This is a genomic window from Duganella rhizosphaerae, assembly GCF_040364205.1.
GTDB lineage: Bacteria > Pseudomonadota > Gammaproteobacteria > Burkholderiales > Burkholderiaceae_D > Rugamonas > Rugamonas rhizosphaerae.
Window position 1 is genome coordinate 95859 of record NZ_BPWK01000001.1, and the last position, 19435, is coordinate 115293.

Annotated in this window: 18 protein-coding genes; 9 read left to right on the forward strand and 9 right to left on the reverse strand. The window is 64.2% G+C overall.

Annotation, left to right across the window (positions count from 1 at the left end; translation table 11 throughout):
- Positions 1 to 37: 37 nt before the first annotated feature.
- Positions 38 to 1162 carry a PA0069 family radical SAM protein gene (locus RUGAMON1_RS00410; RefSeq protein ID WP_445229241.1) on the forward strand — a complete coding sequence of 375 codons (1125 nt, stop codon included), beginning with the start codon at positions 38 to 40 and terminating at the stop codon, positions 1160 to 1162.
- Here the strand turns inward: RUGAMON1_RS00410 and RUGAMON1_RS00415 are convergent.
- Positions 1154 to 1837 (reverse strand): O-methyltransferase, encoded by a 684-nt coding sequence (locus tag RUGAMON1_RS00415; protein ID WP_445228649.1) that lies wholly within the window; start codon positions 1835 to 1837, stop codon positions 1154 to 1156. The two genes, RUGAMON1_RS00410 and RUGAMON1_RS00415, sit on opposite strands and share 9 nt — an antisense overlap.
- Before the next feature lie 78 nt (positions 1838 to 1915).
- Between RUGAMON1_RS00415 and RUGAMON1_RS00420 the strand changes: the two genes are divergently transcribed.
- Positions 1916 to 2542 carry a TetR/AcrR family transcriptional regulator gene (locus tag RUGAMON1_RS00420; protein ID WP_445228650.1) on the forward strand — a complete coding sequence of 209 codons (627 nt, stop codon included), beginning with the start codon at positions 1916 to 1918 and terminating at the stop codon, positions 2540 to 2542.
- 47 nt (positions 2543 to 2589) lie between these two features.
- Here the strand turns inward: RUGAMON1_RS00420 and RUGAMON1_RS00425 are convergent, their stop codons facing one another.
- From RUGAMON1_RS00425 to RUGAMON1_RS00435, 3 genes are all read right to left on the reverse strand, one after another.
- Positions 2590 to 4812, reverse strand: a complete 2223-nt coding sequence (locus RUGAMON1_RS00425; protein WP_445228651.1) for an alpha-galactosidase — start codon at positions 4810 to 4812, stop codon at positions 2590 to 2592.
- 96 nt (positions 4813 to 4908) lie between these two features.
- Positions 4909 to 5484 (reverse strand): gamma-glutamylcyclotransferase, encoded by a 576-nt coding sequence (locus tag RUGAMON1_RS00430; protein ID WP_445228652.1) that lies wholly within the window; start codon positions 5482 to 5484, stop codon positions 4909 to 4911.
- An 18-nt stretch (positions 5485 to 5502) separates the two neighbouring features.
- Complete coding sequence (locus RUGAMON1_RS00435) at positions 5503 to 6417, reverse strand: LysR family transcriptional regulator (protein ID WP_070268713.1); 915 nt, start codon at positions 6415 to 6417, stop codon at positions 5503 to 5505.
- An 89-nt stretch (positions 6418 to 6506) separates the two neighbouring features.
- Between RUGAMON1_RS00435 and RUGAMON1_RS00440 the strand changes: the two genes are divergently transcribed.
- The 4 genes from RUGAMON1_RS00440 to maiA are packed head-to-tail and all read left to right on the forward strand — an operon-like array spanning position 6507 to position 10069.
- On the forward strand, positions 6507 to 7043 hold the full coding sequence (locus RUGAMON1_RS00440; protein ID WP_445228653.1) for a VOC family protein: 537 nt from the start codon (positions 6507 to 6509) through the stop codon (positions 7041 to 7043).
- Positions 7040 to 8062: a fumarylacetoacetate hydrolase family protein gene (locus RUGAMON1_RS00445; RefSeq protein ID WP_445228654.1), complete on the forward strand. Its 1023-nt coding sequence runs from the start codon at positions 7040 to 7042 to the stop codon at positions 8060 to 8062. The genes RUGAMON1_RS00440 and RUGAMON1_RS00445 overlap by 4 nt, the downstream gene beginning before the upstream one ends.
- 28 nt (positions 8063 to 8090) lie before the next feature.
- Positions 8091 to 9428, forward strand: a complete 1338-nt coding sequence (locus RUGAMON1_RS00450) for an MFS transporter (RefSeq protein ID WP_445228655.1) — start codon at positions 8091 to 8093, stop codon at positions 9426 to 9428.
- A complete protein-coding gene (gene maiA, locus RUGAMON1_RS00455; RefSeq protein ID WP_445228656.1) occupies positions 9425 to 10069 on the forward strand; it encodes a maleylacetoacetate isomerase in 645 nt (214 codons plus the stop codon). The genes RUGAMON1_RS00450 and maiA overlap by 4 nt, the downstream gene beginning before the upstream one ends.
- Positions 10070 to 10163: 94 nt before the next feature.
- Here maiA and RUGAMON1_RS00460 read toward each other — a convergent pair whose 3' ends face one another.
- The 5 genes from RUGAMON1_RS00460 to RUGAMON1_RS00480 all read right to left on the reverse strand — a co-directional run bounded on the left by RUGAMON1_RS00460 (position 10164) and on the right by RUGAMON1_RS00480 (position 16252).
- Positions 10164 to 11900, reverse strand: coding sequence for a diguanylate cyclase (locus tag RUGAMON1_RS00460; RefSeq protein ID WP_445228657.1), 1737 nt, complete (start codon positions 11898 to 11900; stop codon positions 10164 to 10166).
- A gap of 94 nt (positions 11901 to 11994) precedes the next feature.
- Positions 11995 to 13161, reverse strand: coding sequence for an ABC transporter permease (locus RUGAMON1_RS00465; RefSeq protein WP_445228658.1), 1167 nt, complete (start codon positions 13159 to 13161; stop codon positions 11995 to 11997).
- A complete protein-coding gene (locus RUGAMON1_RS00470) occupies positions 13158 to 14315 on the reverse strand; it encodes an ABC transporter permease (RefSeq protein WP_445228659.1) in 1158 nt (385 codons plus the stop codon). The genes RUGAMON1_RS00465 and RUGAMON1_RS00470 overlap by 4 nt, the downstream gene beginning before the upstream one ends.
- A 4-nt stretch (positions 14316 to 14319) precedes the next feature.
- Positions 14320 to 15018, reverse strand: coding sequence for an ABC transporter ATP-binding protein (locus tag RUGAMON1_RS00475; RefSeq protein ID WP_445228660.1), 699 nt, complete (start codon positions 15016 to 15018; stop codon positions 14320 to 14322).
- Between the two features lie 13 nt (positions 15019 to 15031).
- A complete protein-coding gene (locus tag RUGAMON1_RS00480) occupies positions 15032 to 16252 on the reverse strand; it encodes an efflux RND transporter periplasmic adaptor subunit (protein WP_445228661.1) in 1221 nt (406 codons plus the stop codon).
- A 204-nt stretch (positions 16253 to 16456) separates the two neighbouring features.
- Here RUGAMON1_RS00480 and RUGAMON1_RS00485 point away from each other — a divergent pair, with 204 nt between their 5' ends.
- From RUGAMON1_RS00485 to RUGAMON1_RS00495, 3 genes are all read left to right on the forward strand, one after another.
- Positions 16457 to 17770, forward strand: coding sequence for a glucoamylase family protein (locus RUGAMON1_RS00485; RefSeq protein ID WP_445228662.1), 1314 nt, complete (start codon positions 16457 to 16459; stop codon positions 17768 to 17770).
- Between the two features lie 27 nt (positions 17771 to 17797).
- Positions 17798 to 18484, forward strand: coding sequence for an L-2-amino-thiazoline-4-carboxylic acid hydrolase (locus RUGAMON1_RS00490; RefSeq protein ID WP_445228663.1), 687 nt, complete (start codon positions 17798 to 17800; stop codon positions 18482 to 18484).
- A 70-nt stretch (positions 18485 to 18554) separates the two neighbouring features.
- Positions 18555 to 19331 carry a uracil-DNA glycosylase family protein gene (locus tag RUGAMON1_RS00495; RefSeq protein WP_445228664.1) on the forward strand — a complete coding sequence of 259 codons (777 nt, stop codon included), beginning with the start codon at positions 18555 to 18557 and terminating at the stop codon, positions 19329 to 19331.
- The last annotated feature ends 104 nt before the right edge of the window (positions 19332 to 19435 follow it).

Sequence of the window (19435 nt, forward strand, 5' to 3'; positions counted from 1 at the left end):
CAATGAAAACCACGATGAAAACAATCAAGAGCATGTGATGCTGCCGCCGCCTTCGCTGAAGGCGCAAAAAGGCCGTGGCGCGGTGTCGAACCTGCAAGGCCGGTTCGAGGTCCACGCCCGCGAGGCGTATGACGACGGCTGGGAACGCGAAGAGGAGGAAGCCGCGCCCTGGAAGACGCAGGTCACGGATGAGCTCTGCAAATCCATCCTCAGCCGCAACGCCTCGCCGGACTTGCCGTTCAGCGTCTCGCTCAATCCTTACCGGGGTTGCGAGCACGGCTGCATTTATTGCTTCGCGCGGCCGACGCACAGCTATCTCGGCCTGTCGCCCGGCATGGACTTCGAGAGCAAGATATTCGCCAAGGTCAACGCGCCGGAAGTACTGCGGCGCGAGCTGGCCAAGGCCAGCTACGAGCCGGCCTCGATCGCGCTCGGCGTCAACACGGACGCCTACCAGCCCTGCGAGCGCGAGCGCAAGCTCACCCGCCGCGTGCTGGAGGTGCTGCAGGAATGCCAGCACCCTGTTGGCCTGATCACCAAGTCCTCGCTGATCGAGCGCGACATCGACATCCTGTCGGCGATGGCGGCCCGGCAGCAGGCCGGCGTCGCCATCACGCTGACCACGCTGGATCCGGCCATCGCACGCACGCTGGAGCCGCGCGCCGCCGCGCCGGCACGCCGCCTGCGCACGATACGCACCTTGACCGACGCCGGTATTCCGGTCGCGGTCAGCGTCGCGCCCATCATCCCCTTCGTCACCGAGCCCGATCTGGAGCGCATCCTGGAGGCGGTGAAGGAGGCCGGCGCCGTCAGCGCCCACTACACGGTGCTGCGCCTGCCGTGGGAAGTGGCGCCGCTGTTCCACCAGTGGCTGCAAGCGCACTTCCCCGAGCGGGCCCAGCGCGTGATGAACCGCGTGCGTGAAATGCGCGGCGGCAAAGACTATGACAGCACGTTCGGCGCCCGAATGAAAGGCGAGGGCGTGTGGGCCGAGCTGATACGCCAGCGCTTCAAGATCGCCACCGAACGTCTCGGCCTGACCGGGCGCGGCAGCCGCTTTCACAACATGGACGCGTCGCAATTCACGCGTCCACTGGTGGTGCCGCCGCTGGGCGCGCGCGCCAAGGCGGCGGCCGATGCCGGTCAGTTGGATTTATTTTGAGGAGGCCATCACACCGGTGTAGACGGAAAGTTCGACATCTTCCGCGAACGGCAGCGACATGAACCCGGACTCAGGCGAGCGCACCAGCGCCACGTAGTCAGGATTCATGTCGGCGTTGTCCGCGATGACGAGCGCGCCTGGCCGCAGTCGGCTCCGCACCAGGCCGAGGATCTCCGGGTACAGCGCCTTGGCGCCGTCGAGCAGCAGCAGGTCGATCTGTTCCGGCAGACCGCTGGCGAGCGTTTCCAGCGCATCGCCAGCGCGGAGGTCCACCAGGTCGAGCAAGCCGCCTTGCTCCAGGTGGCCGCGCGCCCGCACCACCTTGGTCGGCTCGAACTCGCTGGTGATCAGATGGCCGCCGCCGTTGTCGCGCAGCGCTGCGGCCAGGTACAAGGTCGAGATACCGAAGGACGTGCCGAACTCGACGATATTGCGGGCACGGCAGCTGCGCGCCAGCATGTACAGCAATTCGCCGGTCTGGCGCGACACCGGCAGCGGCACATCCTTCAGCCGATGGTAGAGGTTGAGGTATTCGGTCTTGCTGCGCATCAGGCGATCGCGCTCGTCCTTGGACAATTCGGCGACGGCCGGAATCGCGGCGATCTGCACGGCGTCGGCTTCGTCAAACAGGCGGTCGAGCAGTGATGCCACGGGATGATTGGTCAGGGTTGTCATGGTGATTCCTTTCGAATGAAGTATGGATATAATATGAAGAATCCTTCATGTTTCATATTCGCATTCGGAAGCTCCCCTATGGCAGACCCCGCAAAAGCCCCAATCTCCTCGCGCAGGAAGCCCAAACAGGCGCGCTCGGCGGACCTCGTTTCAGCCATTCTTGAAGCGGCTATTCAGGTTTTGGCGAAGGAGGGCGTGCGCCGCTTCACGACCACGCGGGTGGCCGAGCGTGCCGGCGTGAGCGTGGGATCGGTGTACCAGTACTTTCCGAACAAGGCGTCCATCCTGTTTCGGCTGCAGGCGGACGAGTGGCGGCAGACGACCAAGATGCTGATCGCCATCCTGCAGGACATGGAGAAGCCGCCGCTGGAACGGCTGCGCCTGCTGGTCCATGCCTTCCTGCGCTCGGAATGTGACGAGGCCGAGATCCGCACCGCGCTCAACGATGCCGCCCCGTTCTACCGCGACACACCCGAAGCGCATGAGACGCGTTCGGCTGCCGACCGCATCATCGAGGCGTTCATGCGCGAAGCCCTGCCCATGGCGACGGACAAGGTACGAACCTTGGCCGGCGATCTGGTCATGACGACCTTCAGTTCAGTCGGCAAACAGTTCTCGGAAACGTCGCGCACGCAGGAGGAGATACACGCCTACTCGGAAGCCTTGGCCGATATGCTGTGCGCCTACCTCGCCAGTCTGAACTAGCAGGCCGCAGGACAACTCGCCTATATTCCCTGCCGTGTCATGCTGTTTCAAACGCCATCCAGCACAAAGGCGGCAGCCTGGAAATCCCCTTCGAGCACGACATCGATCCCACGCCCCATCCAGTAAGCGCCGCTGGCGCGCTGCGGCGTCTGCGGCGTGGCACTGCCGGAAATCGCCCGAAGCGCATAGTTCCGTTTCGGATCAAGCCCGCGCAGCTGGATGCGCGGCTGCGGATTGCGTCTGCCGCCGGAGTGCAGGAAGGCAAACAGCACGGCCTGTTTGCCGTCCTGTGCCACGGACAGCGTGGCCGAGCGTGCCGCTCCGCGCTGCGGCGACACCAGACGGTACAGCTCCCCTCGCTGCACCGTCGATCGGACACTCTTGTATTCCGCGACCAGGCGCTTGGCTTGCGCAAAATCCTCGTCCTTCCAGTGATGCAGATTGGCGCCGATGCCCAGCGCTCCCTGCATCGATGACAGGAAGCGGTATTCCAGCGACGTGACGCGCTTGTTGAGGTAGTTCGGCGCATCGGTCACCCAGGCCATCATGATCCCTGGTGCATAGGCGTGGCTGAAGCCGTCTTGGATCAGCAGCCGATCGAACGGATCGGTGTTATCGGATGTCCACACCTGATCGGTCAGCGCCATGATGCCGAGATCCACGCGGCCGCCACCGCTGGCGCAGGATTCGATCTCGAGCTTCGGGTGGCGCCGGCGCAGTTCGGCCAGCAGCTTGTACAGGTTTTCCACGTAGCTGACATACAGCCTCTGCTGTTCGCCAGGTGCCGCCTCCGGCCAGCCGGGTTCCGACCACGCGCGGTTGTGGTCCCACTTGAGGAAGGCGATGTCATGTTCAACGAGGAGCTTGTCGAGCACCGTCAGCAGGTACTCGTACACATCCTTGCGCGCCAGGTTCAGCACCAGCTGGTTGCGTGCCTCGTTGCGCGGCCGGCCCTGGAAGTTGATGACCCAGTCCGGATGGGCTCGATACAGATCGCTGTCCGGATTGACCATTTCCGGCTCCACCCACAGCCCGAACTCCATGCCGAGCGCATTGACCCGCCTGATCAGCGGCGCCAGCCCGTTCGGGAATTTTTGTCGGTTGACGATCCAGTCGCCCAGGCCGGCCTTGTCGCTATTGCGTGCCCCAAACCAGCCATCATCGACCACGAAACGCTCCACGCCGATGCTTGCCGCCTTCTCGGCAAGCGCCACCTGTCCCGCTTCATCGACGGCGAAAGTGGTGGCTTCCCACGAATTATAGAGAATGGGGCGCAGTCGCGGCTGCGGCGCACCAGGCAGGATGCGCTCGCGCTGGTAGCGGTGGAACATGCGGGACGCGCCGCCAAAGCCACTCTCCGAATATCCGGCGTGGAACGCAGGCGACGCCAGGCTCTCACCCGGCTTCAGCCGATAGGCGAAGTCGAAAGGGTTGTAGCCGGCGGTCGTGCGGACGCCGCCTAGCGCATCCATGTCGACGTGGATGCGCCAGGAGCCGCTCCATCCCAGCGCACCGAACCACACGGGACCGGATTCCTCTTCCGTGCCGGCATGGCTGATCGCGATCCAGGGATTGGCCTGGTGGGAAGTGACGCCCTTGCGGCTTTCAATGACGATGGAGCCCGGCTCGATCGGGCGCGTCTGCAATGCGAATTCACCCCCCCAACGTCCTGTCAGGTAGGAAAGGCGGTAATCGTCCCGGTATGGCAGGCTGATGCTCGCGGCCGCCAGCTGGTCGATCTGGATCCAGCTGGCCGTGCGGTTTTCCACCACGGCCGAGCGGACCAGGATGCCTGTCGCCATATCCATTGCATACGTGAGGGTCACATGGACGGCGCGGCTGGCATCCTTCATCCGCACCACGATCCGGTCCTTGTCGAGCTGGTGACTCACGTAGCGCAAGGCGAGGTCGCGCACGCCGTCCGGGAACGTCACCTTCAGGGCTGGTTCGACGGTCAGGCCACCGCCAAAGGACGGGAACTCGAACGGCGTGATCGTGACCGGCATTTCATTGGAGGAGTTTTCGGGCACCGGCACGGGGGCCGGCAAGCTGTCCTCGCTCGACAAGGCGCTACCCCAGTACATCGACTGCAACTGCCCTTCGCTATTGACGCCGAACGCGTAGGTGACGCCCGGTCCATCGAGCCGGAAGACCCTGGTGGTTTCGTCCACGGAAGGCCGGGCCATGACGGAGCCGTCGATGGCGATACCGGCGAGGCCGCCGAGAAGTTGCATGCAGAGGGTGCGGCGGCGCTGGTCGATATGAGCCATATGGTGTTGTCTCGCGATCGTTATCGTTATCGTTATCGTTATCGTTGCAGTGGATGTGGTTTCGACTGGATGGGGCTGATCCTGGCCGCCATCATATCAAGAACCTTGGTCTTTCAGCGCGGCCAGGTGGCGTTCGATCTCGAACACATGCTGGTCATGGCGGCCCAGTTCGCGCAGCGCGCTGGCCAGATGGTTGAGATAGTCGCTGTTCGGCCCGCTGGGGCCGGCGGAGCGGGCGATATGCTGCGCGATCTCCTGCTCGGAGGCGGCGCCGAGGAAGGCCGTGTTGTCCGGCGTGGCGATGTAGACCAGTCCTTCGACGCTGTCGCCGTCCTCGAACGCGATGGCGATCGCCAGCCGCAGGTAGCCGTTCTTCTCGCGATGGTCCAGGTGCGCGAACACTTCCGGCGTCACCAGATAGGCCATGCCGTGGCACACCGCACCGGGCTCTTCGATGATGGTCACCACCCGGCCCGGCGCGTCCGGCGTGCCGCGATGGTCGTGCGAACCTTGCCAGAAGCGCCGCGTCCAGCCGGCGATGCTGGCCGGACGGCGTTCAAGGTAAGGGAAGTCGGCCTTGTAAATCAACGAGCCGTAGCCGAACAGCCAAACGCTGTGGTGGCCGTCGAACTGGTCCATCTTCTGATTGATGGCGATGGTATCTGCTGTCATGCGTCAATTATAAAACGTTCAGCCCTGCGGCACATTCCACTGATGCGCCGCTGCAAACTCTTGCAGGAAGGCGACAAAGCTCTCGGCCGCCGGCGACAGCGCCCGCGCGTTGCGCGTGTAGACGAAGAAGCGCCGCGTCAGCGCCGGCGATTCCAGCGGCCGCATCTGCAAGCCGTACAGCTGCACCATCTTTTCCGCATACGGCAGGCACACCGTGATGCCCAGCCGCGCGTGCACCATGGCCAGCGCGGTGGTCATGAAGGTGACCTCGTTGTACGGGCTCAGCGACTGCTCGCGGAACGACGCGTGCATGTCGCGCAACAGCCGCTCGGTGAACTGTCCCTGCAGCGAAATCAAGGGAAACTCGTTGACATCGGCCCAGGTGATGCGCTTGCGCTGTTCCAGCGGATGGCCGGGCGGATACACCACCACGAACGGCATCTCAAACAGCGGCTGCGCTTCGATCTCGGCGGTGGTATCGCGGTCCGGGCCGATGCCGAAGTCGGCCTCGCCGCTGAACACCCGCGCCGACACCATCTCGACCGGGCTGTCCGCCAGCCACACCTGCACGTCCGGATAGCGCGCCTTGTAGGCGGCGATCACCTCCGGGATCAGCGTGCAGGACAGCATCTGCGGCGCCGCCACGCGCACCGAACCCTGCTTGAGCGCCTTGCGGCTGGCGATGTCGGCCATCGCGCGGTCCAGGTCCTGCAGCATCTTCTCGAACAGCGGCGTGAGCTCGCGGCCGATCTCCGACAGCTGCGCCTTGCGCGTGGTACGCTCGACGACGCGCACCCCCAGCATCTGCTCCAGCTCCTTGATCTGACCGCTGAGCGCGGATTGGGTCACATTGAGATGCTCTGCGGCCAGCGTAAAGCTGCCGGTTTTGGCGAGCGCCACCAGGGCGCGCATCTGGCGCAAACTAGGATTCATCGGGAAATCTGATAAGTGGGCTGGAAAATATCGTTTGTATGATATCTGAAATTCGCATTTAATGCGGAATGACTGATCTGGAGACAAGCATGAAAATCAAGCAAATCCACCACGTGGCCTACCGCTGCATCGACGCCAAGCAGACCGTCGAGTGGTACGTCAAACACCTGAACATGAACTTCGTGCTGGCCATCGCCGAAGACGAAGTGCCGTCCACCAAGGCCCCGGACCCGTACATGCACGTGTTCCTGGACGCCGGCCACGGCAACGTGCTGGCCTTCTTCGAGCTGCCGACCCAGGCGCCGATGGACCGCGACCACAACACCCCCGCCTGGGTGCAGCACCTGGCGATGGAAGTCGAGACCATGGACGAACTGCTGGCCGCCAAGGAGCGCCTGGTCGCCGCCGGCATCAGCGTGATCGGCCCGATCAACCACACCATCTTCAAGTCGATCTACTTCTTCGACCCGAACGGCCACCGCCTCGAACTGGCGGTCAACACCGGCACGCCGGAGATGATGCAGAAGCTCGACGCCGTCAAATGGGAGATGCTGGAAGAGTGGTCGCAGACCCGCAAAGCGCCCAAGCACGCAGCCTGGATGCACGCACCGGAGGTGAAGGCATGAAGCTCGCAACCCTGAAAGACGGCAGCCGCGATGGCCGCCTGGTGGTGGTCAGCCGCGACCTGTCGCGCTACCAGCACGTACCGAAGATCTCCGCCACGCTGCAGCACGCGCTGGACAACTGGGACCTGGTGTCGCCGGGCCTGGAGCAGGTCTACGCCTCGCTGAACGCCGGCGACGCCATCGACACCCACCCGTTCGATCAGCAGTACTGCCACTCGCCGCTGCCGCGCGCCTACCAGTGGGCCGACGGTTCGGCCTACATCAACCACGTTGAGCTGGTGCGCAAGGCGCGCAACGCCGAAGTGCCGGCCTCCTTCTACACCGACCCGCTGATGTACCAGGGTGGCTCGGACAGCTTCATCGGCCCGCGCGATCCGATCTTCGCGCTGTCCGAAGAGTGGGGCATCGACCTGGAAGCCGAAGTGGCCGTCATCACCGGCGACGTGCGCATGGGCGCCAGCACCGAGGACTGCGCGAAAGCGATCCGCCTGGTCATGCTGGTCAACGACGTCTCGCTGCGCAACCTGATCCCGAACGAACTGGCCAAGGGCTTCGGCTTCTTCCAGTCCAAGGCCGCCAGCGCCTTCTCGCCGGTGGCCGTCACGCCGGACGAACTGGGCGCGCACTGGGCCGACACCAAGCTGCACCTGCCGCTCCTGGTCGATCTGAACCAGCAGCCCTTCGGCAAGCCGAACGCCGGCGAAGACATGACCTTCAACTTCGCGCAACTGGTGGCGCACGCCGCCGCCACGCGTGAACTGGCGGCCGGCACCATCATCGGTTCCGGCACGGTGTCGAACAAGCAGGGCAACCTGCACGGATCGAGCATCGCCAACGGCGGCGTGGGCTACTGCTGCCTGGCCGAGGTGCGTATGTACGAAACCATCGAAAGCGGAAAGCCGCAAACCGGCTTCCTCAAATTCGGCGACAGCGTGCGCATCGAGATGAAGGACGAGCAGGGCGCCAGCATCTTCGGCGCCATCGAACAAACCGTCACGCACTACCAAGAGCGCAGCTAAAGCGCCGGCGAGGCAGGAGGAGACAACGATGGAACAAGCAGTAGATATCCCCGCACTCATCGACAAGAACAAGATCAGCGCTTTCCAGATCGGCGTTTATGTGCTGTGCGGCCTGTGCATCCTGATGGACGGCTTCGACGTGCAGGCGATGGGCTACGTGGCGCCGGCCATCATCCAGGAATGGCATGTCAGCAAAGCCAGCCTGGGGCCGGTGTTCGGCGCGGGCCTGTTCGGCATGCTGGCAGGTTCGCTGGTGTTCAGTGTGATGGCCGATAAAATCGGCCGCCGTCCGGTGCTGATTGTCGCGACCATGTTCTTCTCGGTCTGCATGCTGCTCACGCCTTCATGCACGACGCTGGAGCAGTTGCAGTGGCTGCGCTTCATTACCGGCATCGGTCTTGGCGCCATCATGCCCAACGTGATGGCGCTGGCCGGCGAGTACAGCCCTGCGCGTCGCCGCGTCACGCTGATGATGCTGGTCTCCTGCGGCTTCACCGTGGGCGCCGTGGTCGGCGGCCTGGCTTCGGCCGCGCTGATACCGTCGTTCGGCTGGCAGTCGGTGTTCTATGTCGGCGGCGTGATGCCGCTGGCGATCGGCGTGCTGATGATCTTCATGCTGCCGGAGTCGATGCAGTACGTGGTCCTGAGCGGCAAGCGCGTCGAGCGCGTGGCGCAGTGGCTACGCCGCATCGATCCATCGTCCACCGTGCATGCGGGCAGCCGCTATCTGGTGCACGAGAAAGCCGGCAAGCGCGGCTCGGTGACGGAACTGTTCCGCGACGGCCGCGCGCGCACCACCGTGCTGCTTTGGCTGGTCAACTTCCTCAACCTGCTCAACCTGTACTTTTTATCGAACTGGCTGCCGACCATCCTCAAGGGCGCCGGCCTGTCGACCAGCATGGCGGTATTGGCCGGCACCATCCTGCCGATCGGCGGCACCATCGGCACGCTGATGATGGGCCAACTGATCGACCGCTCCAGCTTCCGCCGCGTGCTGATCCCCGGCTTCCTGGTGGCGGCCGTGGCGATCGTGCTGATCGGCCGTCCGGAAGCGTCGCTGGCCTTCCTGTGCCTGGCGATCCTGGTGGCGGGCTTCTGCATCGTCGGTGGACAGCCCGCCGTCAATGCGCTGGCGGCCAACTACTATCCGACCACGCTGCGCTCCACCGGCATCGGCTGGAGCCTCGGCGTGGGCCGGGTCGGTTCCATCATCGGCCCGGTGCTGGGCGGTGAACTGATACGCATGAACTGGCCGAACAGCACCATCTTCATTATCGCCGCCGTGCCGGCGCTGCTGTCCGCCGCCATGCTGTGGATGATGGAGCGTCCGCAGGCGGCTCCAATTCTAGAACGAGATTTCGCATGAAGCTTTATACCTACTTCCGCAGCACCGCCGCCTACCGCGTGCGCATTGCGCTGAACCTGAAAGGCCTGGCCTACGATGCCGTGCCGGTCCACCTGCTGCGCGACGGCGGCGAGCAGCTCGCCGAATCCTATCGCGCTCTCAATCCATCGGCGCTGCTGCCGACGCTGGACGACGACGGCAGCGTGATCGGCCAGTCATTGGCCATCATCGAATACCTGGAGGAGACGCGCCCGCAAGTGCCGCTGCTGCCCACCGCCGCAGCCGACCGCGCCCGCGTGCGCGCGCTGGCGCTGACGGTGGCCGCCGACACTCACCCGTTGGGCAACCTGCGCGTGCTGAAGTACCTGAAGAACCAGTTGAAGGTGACCGAAGAGGTCAAGGTGGAATGGCAGCAGCACTGGCTGCGCACCGGCATGGCGACGCTGGAGCGCCTGCTGGCCGACGACGCGCGCACCGGCCGCTACTGCCACGGCGACACACCAACGCTGGCCGACTGCTGCCTGGTGCCGCAGGTATTCGGCGCCCAGCGCTTCGGGGTGGACATGGCGCCGTATCCGACCGTCATGCGCATCTTCGAGGCCTGTGCCGAACTGCCGGCCTTCCAGCAGGCGCACCCGTCGCAGCAGCCGGACGCGGAATAAGCAAGCACCCCGTACGCCTAAGCGATACGCATGCCGCGCCACTTAGGGGTCGGACCCCGTACGGGGTCCGACCCCGCTTGGTGGTGCGGGGTAATCAGGCGCTGACCACCCGGTCGCGCCCTTCGTGCTTGGCCTGGTAGAGCGCCTTGTCTGCGCGCGAGATCAGCGACGAGGCGCTGTCCGGCGGCCCCTCCGGCGCCGCCGCCGCCACGCCGATGCTGACGGTGAGCGTGATCTGTTCGCCGTTGTCGCCTTCGATGCGCAGGTCGGCGACATCGCTGCGCAGCCGCTCGGCGGCGCCGCTGGCGACGCCGATATCGGTCTCCGGCATCAGCAGCACAAACTCCTCGCCGCCGAAGCGCGACGCCATGTCGATATTGCGCATGCCGCCCGCCAGCGCCTTGGCCACCGCCACGATGGCGCGGTCTCCGGCCTCGTGGCCATAAACGTCGTTGACGTTCTTGAAGTGGTCGATGTCGACCATCAGCAGCGACAGCGGATGCTTGAAGCGGCGGCTGCGTTCCAGTTCCTTGTTGATCTGTTCCGTCATGCGGCGGCGGTTGCCGATGCCTGTCAGCGGATCGGTGGTGGCCAGCTGTTCCAGCTTGGTGTTGGCGATCATCAGCTCCAGCGTGCGTTGCATCACCCGTGCTTCCAGCTGGTTGCGTTCATCGTGCAGCGCGCGCAGCGTCTGGCGTCGCCCGCGCAATGCGACGATCAGCGCCGAAATCAGTATCCCTTCCAGCACCACCAGCGTCACGCCGGCCAGTATCTGCCACAGGTATTGTTCCAACACGCTTTGAGGCCGGTTGATCCATTGCGCCGTCGGCGGAATGTTCTGCAGGTGGAAGCGCTGCACGGCGTCATAATCGAACAGATATCCCGGAATGCCGGCGATGTCGGGCTCCTGCTGCATCAGGATGGCGGCGATGGCGCGGCCTATGCGCTCGGCGCTGACCACATAGCCGCCGACGACGCCGGGCACCACGATCGCTTCCCAATTGGTGAAAACCGGCGCCTGCGTGGTGCTCACCAGCTGCCGCGCGATGTCGATCGGGCGGCGCCGGATACCGCTGCTGTCGTGATAAGTGGGCAGCAGGAAGACGGCGCTGTCCGGCCGCAGCAGCGCCGCCCGGCGGAAGATCTCGTCGTAGGTCAGGTTGTCCCAGTACTCGAAGCGTATTTGCTTGCTGTAGCCCTCGGCCACCTTGCGCACGCCGCTCACCGATTCCTGCATGCGTTCCGTGCTGTCGCCGATCACCACCACGTGCCGCACCTGCGGCAGCACGCGGGGAATGATCTCGATGGCGCGGCCGAAATCGGCCTGCACCTGGTAGCCGACGCCGTCGAACGGCGTCCAGTCGGTGCGGCCGTGGTTCACATAGTAGCGCGGCACGCCGCGGAACAGCTCGGGGCGCTCGCTGAGGAAGCGCGCCGCCACGTAGTTCTCGGTGATGATGGCGTCGAACCGGATATGGGCATACTTGGTGCGCAGGTAGGCCTCCATGCCGGCCTGCGCCTGGTCGTCGCCGACGCGCACGGCGTCGAAGCGCTCTTCGAAGATGCCCAGCGAGGAAGTGAGGTTTTTATCGGCCAGCGCAGCCGACAAGCCTTTGTTGATCAGGCGCTGCCAGGCCGACGCCGAGTCCGACCCCAGCGAATACAGTACCAGCACCTTGCGCTCGCCGGCGGCCCACGCGGGCGTCGCCAGCATCGACATCAGCAGGGCGCAGCAAAGCAGTAACCGGCGCCAGAGTTGGCGCGGCGCGGTTCCGTGCGCGGCAGGTGGGTGGTCCTTGTGCGGCATGGTCGGCAGCGATTCCGAAGGCAAAAAAGGCGTATGCGGCGAAATTTGCATTCAGGCAAGTCTAGCATGCTTTCTTTCGCTATTGTTGCCGGGCCGGTGCGTTTCGGGGTGTCATTGGTCACGCAGCGCGCAAGGCGTCGACTATTTTCATCCGCGCCGCGCGCAAGGCCGGCAGGAAGCCGCCGACCATGCCCATCGCCAGCGAAAACATGAGCGTTTTGACCACGATCGCCGGCGTCAGGCGGAAGCCGAAGGCCAGCTCGGAGAAGGACTGGAAATTGGTGGTCGAGAAGGACAGGAACTGCATCAGCGAAGCGCAGGCCAGGCCCAGCGCGCCGCCCAGCACCGCCAGCAGCATCGACTCGGCCAGGAAGGCGGCCAGGATGCTGCGGCGCTGGAAGCCCAGCGCGCGCAGGGTGCCGATCTCGCCGACGCGGTTGGCCACCGAGGCATACATGGTGATGGTGGCGCCTATCATCGCCCCGATCGAGAAGATGATCGACAGGATCAGCCCCAGAACGCTGATGAAGGTGGACAGCGCCTTCGACTGGTCGGAGTAGAAGGTCTGTTCGCGCTTGGCGTCCAGCGTCAGGCGCTGGTCGCTCTCGATGTCCTTCTTGAAGCCGTCGAACAGCGAGGTGTCGGCCAGCCGCAGCACCATGGCCGAGTAGGCGTTGCGGCGGAAGGCCGGCATCAGCTGGTCGGCGTCGCCCCAGATCTCGGAATCGAAGCCGCTGTTGCCGGCGTCGAACAGGCCGACCACGGTCCATTCGCGCTGGCCGAAGCGCAGCGTCTCGCCGATGCCGGCGCCCTCGAAGCGGCGGGCGATGCTGGCGCCGGCGATGATCTCGGAAGCGCCGGGGCGGAACATGCGGCCCGCCGTCAGCTTCACCTGCGGCCGCAGCATCAGCCCACGCTGCGAGATGCCGCGGATGATGACGTTGGACGGCTTGGCCGAGCCGCGCTTGTTGAGCGAGATCAGCACCACCGTCTCCTTCGACAGCAAGGGCTGGCCGTCGGCGCCGAGCGCGATGGCCGGGTGGCTGGAGGCCACGCTGGCCTGGGTGCGGTCGACACCGCTCTGCACTTCGGTATCTGCCGAACGGCGGATCAGGATCACGTTGTCGTATTCGCCGGTGGTAACCATGGTGTTGCGCAGGCCTTCGTCCAGCATCAGCACCGTGGCGAACACGAACACCACCAGCGCCAGGCCGGCGCCGGTCAGCGCCGTGGTCAGGCGGCGCGCCCACAGGTTGCGGGCCACGTAGGAAAGAGGAATCTTCATCCGATGCTCCGCAAGCCGTCGACGATGTTGATGCGCACCGCCCGTATCGTCGGCGCGATGGCGGCCACTGCGCCGATGGCCAGCGCCGCCAGCAGCTGCAGCACCACCGTCGTCTGCGACACTTCGAACACCGGGAACATGGTGCCCATCACCTTGCCGAGGAAGGCGGCGAACGGGAACAGGATGACGATACCGATCGCCGCGCCGAACGCCGACAGCAGCAGCGATTCGCCCAGTATCATCAGCGTCAGGAAGCCGGGGCCGAAGCCGAGCGCCTTCAGCGTGGCGTACTCGCCCAGCCGCTCGCGCGCGCTCATGGCCATGGTGTTGGCCATCACCGCCGCGATAATGATGATGACCACGAACGACACCACGCGGATCGCCACCACGATCGCCTCGGACATCGACACGAAGCCCAGCTGGAAGGCCTTCTCGGTCTCGGTCAGCGTTTCGGCCAGCGAGTTGGCGAACTCCTTGTCGACGGCGGCGGAGATGGCGGCGGCGTTCTCCGGCTGGTCGATCTGCACCACGTACACGCCGATCTGGTTGGCGCGGCGCGGCGCCACCTTCTTCATCGTTTCGTTGACGTAGTCCCAGTGGAAGAACAGGGTGGCGGTGTTGGTGGTGCTCTGCTTGCCGTCGTAGATGCCGCGCACCACCAGCTCCCAGTTGCCGGGGTAGATGGTGCCCTTGAGCGGAATGATGTCGCCGACCTTGAAGCCGTATTGGTCGGCCAGTTTGCGGCCGACGATGCAGCCCTTGCGGTCCTTGAGGAAGGCGACGCGGTCGTCAGGCGGCAGCAGGTAGTCGGGGTAGATGTTCAGGTAGCTCTCGCCGGAGATGGCGAACTGCGCGAAGAAGTTTTTCGGATCCTTGTAGGTGCCCTGGAACCAGTTGGCGAAGCCGACGCCGGACACGCCGGGCACCGCGCGGATGCGCGCCTGGTAGGACAGCGGCAGCGGAAACACCAGCGAGGTCTTGTTGCGCGTGACCAGCGTGGTGTTGGACGCGCCCTCGGCGCCAGCGTACCAGGCGTCGACCACCGTTTGCAGCAGGCCGAAGGAAAAGATCGCCACCACCAGGCCGAGGATGGTCAACGAGGTGCGCAGCTTGTGGCGCATGGCGTTCTTGAAGATCAGCCGCAGCGTGTACATGGTGCTAGGCCGGAACGACCGGATCGCCGGCGATCAATTCGCCTTTTTCCAGATGGATCATGGTGCGCGCCTGCGCCGCCGCGTTGGCGTCGTGCGTGACCATGATGATGGTTTTGCCCAGTTGCTGGTTCAGCTGCTGGAGCAGGGCCAGGATCTCGGAGGCCGAATTGCGATCCAGGTCGCCGGTGGGCTCGTCGGCCACGATGATGGTCGGGTCGGTGACGATGGCGCGGGCAATGGCCACGCGCTGCTGCTGGCCGCCGGACAGTTCGTTCGGCGTGTGGTCCATGCGGTCGGCCAGGTTGACCATTTCCAGCGTCAGCTCGACGCGCTCGCGCCGTTCGCGGCGCGACAGGGGCGTGAGCAGCAGCGGCAGTTCGACGTTCTCGAACGCCGACAGCACCGGCATCAGGTTGTAGAACTGGAAGATGAAGCCGACGTTGGTGGCGCGCCAGCGCGCCAGGTCGGTCTCGCCCATGCCGGCGATGTCGAGGCCATCGATGCGCAGCACGCCGCGGTCCGGCTTGTCGATGCCCGCGATGAGGTTAAGCAGCGTGCTCTTGCCGGAGCCGGAAGGGCCCATCAGCGCCGTGAAGTCGCCGGCCGGTATCGCCAGGCTGATATCGCGCAGCACCTCCACCACCTGGTCGCCGCGGCGGTAGGACTTGACCAGGTGTTCTATCAGTACCAGTGGTTCGCTCACGCTTTTTCCCCGCTCATTTCTTCGCCAGGCTGACCGGGGCGCCGTCGTGCAGCTTGGCGTCCGGCGTCATCACCACCTTGTCGCCGGGCTTGACGCCTTTGACTTCGACCAGATCGCCGATCTTGCGGCCCTGCGTGACGGCGACCTGTTTGACCTTGTCGCCGTCGATCATGAACACCACCGCCTTGCCGTCGCGCGTGGCGATGGCGGCCGGTTGCACGGCGGTGACGGCCTGCTTGTCCTCCGGCGGTACGGCCTTCGACAGGAAGGCCACCTTGGCGCTCATGTCGGGCAACACGCGTGGATCGCGGTCGACAAAGCGCACCTTTACCAGCAAGGTCGCCTTGCTGCGGTCCATGGTCGGCACCATGCGCGAGACGGTGCCGGCCAGGTGCAGTTCGGGGAAGGCGTCGAGCAGGATTTCGGTCGGCTGGTCGACGCGGATCTTGCTGAGGTTCGATTCGGAGACGTCGGCCTCCACCTCCAGCGTATCCATGTCGGCGATGGTGACCACGGCGCCCTTGCTGTCGGCGGCGGAGGAGAAGGGCGTGATGTTGTCGCCGACGTTGGCGTTCTTGGTCAGGATCACGCCGTCGAACGGGGCGCGTATCACCGTCTGGTCCAGCGCCACCTGCGCGGCCTGCGCGTTGGCCCTGGCGGCGGCGATGGCGGCGTTGTAGCCCGAGATGTTGGCTTTGGCCTTGGTCAGCCGCGCCTGCGCGGTGTCGTAGGCGGAGGCGGTGATGAACTTCTGGCTCAGCAGCTCGGCGGTGCGCTTGAAGTTGGCCTGCGCGTCCAGCAGCTCGGCCTGGCCTTGCTCCAGATTGGCCTGTGCGACCTTGACGTTGGCCTGCGCCTGGCCCAGCGAGGCGCTGACGTCGCGGTTCTCCAGCCGCGCGATGACCTCGTCCTTCTTGACCTTGCTGCCTTCGAGCACGCCCAGCCACTCCAGCCGGCCGGTGGCCTTGGATGACAGCGCCGCCTTGCGCTGCGCCACCACATAGCCGGTGGCGTTGAGCAGGGTGTAGCTCTGCGCCGGGTAAGTCTGCGCCACGGTCACGATGTCCACGCTGGTCTTGCCGCCGAACTGGCCCATGGCGAGCTTGCCGGCTATGCCGATGACAATGATCGCCACCGCGATCTTGATCCAGCGGCGGCGCCTGGAACGCTGCCCCTGGACTTGCACTGTTGCGCCACGTTCAATTTTCAGCCGGGAGATGTCGGGAGTCGCCACAAGTGCCTCGCAAGAAAGCAGAAAAGTTAACAAGAAGTTCAGCAAATAGTGCGGGAAAATCCGGATCGCTGCAAGTTGATTTGCAGTAACATCCCGGTCGCGCCGAGCTGGACGCATGACTTCTCTGGTGTCATGCGTGCGGTGAGGTACATACGCAGGTGGTCGCCTGTGACAGCATGGAACTTTGGTATTGCCGAGTCCGCTATGACCACCATGCTGCACGATGCAGCGTCTCTGAAGTTGCTGACGGAGATGCAAAAGAATTCCTTCGAATACTTCATCCACGAAACCAATCCATCCAACGGCCTGATACGCGACAAGACCGAACCGGGCTGGCCGGCCAGCATCGCCGCCGTCGGCATGGCGCTGACCGCTTACACGATAGGCGTCGAGCGCGGTTGCATGCCGCGCTCTGAAGCCGTGTTGCGCACGCTGACCACCTTGCGTTTCTTCGCCAACAGCGAGCAGAGCGACGCGCCCGGCGCCACCGGCTACAAGGGTTTCTACTATCATTTCCTCGACATGGAGAGCGGGGCGCGCGCATGGAAGTGCGAGCTGTCCAGCATCGACACCGCGCTGCTGATCGCCGGCATGCTGACGGCGGCCGAGTATTTCAGCGACACGTCGCCGGGCGAGCGCGAGATCCGCGAACTGGCGCACATGCTGTACCGGCGCGTGGACTGGCAATGGATGCGCCGCCGCAACGCCTTGCTGTGCCACGGCTGGAAGCCGGAGCGGGGTTTCCTGCGCTGGCACTGGGAAGGCTACGACGAGGCGTTGATCCTGTACGTGCTGGCGCTGGGTTCGCCGACTTATCCGATCGGGCGCGACAGCTACGACGCCTGGGCCAGCAGCTACGAATGGAAAACGGTGCACGGCATCGACTACCTGTATGCGGGGCCGCTGTTCATCCATCAGATGTCGCACATCTGGCTGGACCTGCGCGGCATCCGCGACGACTTCATGCGCGAGCACGACCTGGACTACTTCGAAAACAGCCGCCGCGCGGCCTACGTGCAGCAGCGCTACGCGATCGAGAATCCGATGGACTTTCCCGAATACGGCGAACTGTGCTGGGGCATCACGGCCAGCGACGGACCCGGCCCGACCACTCGCAAGATCGACGGCGTGCAGCGCAAGTTCTACGACTACGTGGGGCGGGGCGCGCCGTACGGCCCGGACGACGGCACCTTGGCGCCGTGGGCGGTGGCCGCTTCGTTGCCGTTCGCCCCGGAGATCGTCCTGCCCAGCATCGCCCATTATCAGGGCATGCAGCTGTGCGAGAGCAATCCCTACGGCTTCAAGGCCTCGTTCTCGACGATTTTCCATCTGTGCGAGAAGGGTTGCCGGCGCTGGGTGTCGCCTTACCACTTCGGCATCAACGAAGGGCCGACCGTCATCATGGTGGAAAACCATCTAAACGATTTCCCATGGAGCCTGCTGCGCCGGAACACCTATCTGCGAGATGGCCTGCTGAGCGCAGGCTTCACCGGCGGCTGGCTGGATTCAGCTCTATAATGACTTCCCGACTGAGCGAGGTGTTTCATGACTGAGATCATCCATCCCTTTTATGAGTCGCATCGCGGTGCAATGGAGGCCGCCATGTGCCATCGACTCGACCTTGCTGAAACGATGTTGTCCGAGCGCGCACATCTATCCAGTTTGGACGGAATCAGGCATGAGGTGATGGCCGAATTCGACATCGTTCTCACCCAAATGCCCTATGTCGGCGGTGCTGGAAGTCGTATGAGTGATTTCTTCATGCGTCTCATGGGCTTTATGGCCATCAGCCGAGTGCTGCGGCGACACGGAGTGTCGGTGTCCGTGATCGGCGAAATCGAGCGGGAAACCTACAAGGCGCAATTGCTCACCGTGCCCGAAGCGGAACGTCTCGACTCCGGGCGTCAGTTCATGTCGTCGGAGAATCAGACCTTGCTGCGCGAGCAGGCTGCAAAAAGCGCGACAGAAAGCCATCAGAAAGAGTTTCCGGACGATTTCGTCTACGATTTCGTTGAGCCGGGCCCACATGACAACTTCGAGTTCGGCATCAACTACCGTGCTTGCGGCTTTTGCAAATTCGCGGCGCGTCATGAAGACAAGGAAATCCTGCCGAACATTTGCGGGCTTGATTTCGTTGCCTATGCGGCGCGAGGCATCCACCTGGAAAGGACGCAAACGTTGGCTGGCGGCGCAAGCCACTGCAATTTCCGGTTCTCCCGGCAGCGGGACTAAGTCATTTAGATGTTGGGCGGTGGCGTCGATCGGCGATACAATCTCGCCTTTCCCCTACAGCTTTTCTTTCATGACGATCCCGACTCCGATCCTCGATGCGCTGGCGCGCGCAGATGCTTCCTGGCGTCCATTGCTGGTGCAGGGGCTGGAGGCCATGATGGCCGCCACGCCCGACTATCTGCCGCAATTGGCCAACGACCAGTACCTGCCGACCGAACAGCGCCTGTTCGCCGCCTTCGCGCTGCCGCTGGATAAAGTGCGCTACGTTCTGGTCGGCGAAGGCCCGTATCCGCGCGAAGCGAGCGCAACCGGCGTCTGCTTCATGGACGGCGCGGTCGGCAGCCTGTGGTCGGAGGAGCAGGGCGGCGGCCTGTCCAAGCCGGTCAACAAGGCCACCTCGCTGCGCAACTTCATGAAGATGCTGCTGGTGGCCGACGGCCAACTGTCGCTCGACAACACCGCAGGCGATGCGATGGCGGCCGTTTCCGCCCGCGCCCGCAGCGGCGCCGGCAGCCACATCCTGACCTTGTCCGATATGCAACAGAAACTGACCGAGCAGGGCTTTTTGCTGCTGAACGCCTCGCTGGTGTTCCGCAGCCACGTCGCCCCGGCCAAGGATGCCAAGGCCTGGCTGCCGTTCTTCGAAACCGTGATGGCCGGCCTGGCCGCGCAGGCGAAGACGACGCCGACGATGATTTTGTGGGGGAAGATCGCCGAATTGCTGAGCAAGTTGCCAGTAATGAAAAAGTTCCCGCAGATCAGCGCGGAACATCCCTACAACCTGAGCTTCATCGGCAACCGGGACATGCACCAGCTGTTCCAGCCGATGCAGTTGTTGAAAGGGTAAGTAACCCCTGCGGCCAAAGGGCCTCCCGGCAAACTTTGTTAAAGTTTGGTATACTTGACTAAATCGATCAACTAATCAGCTCTTGTGCAACACCGTGATTAGCG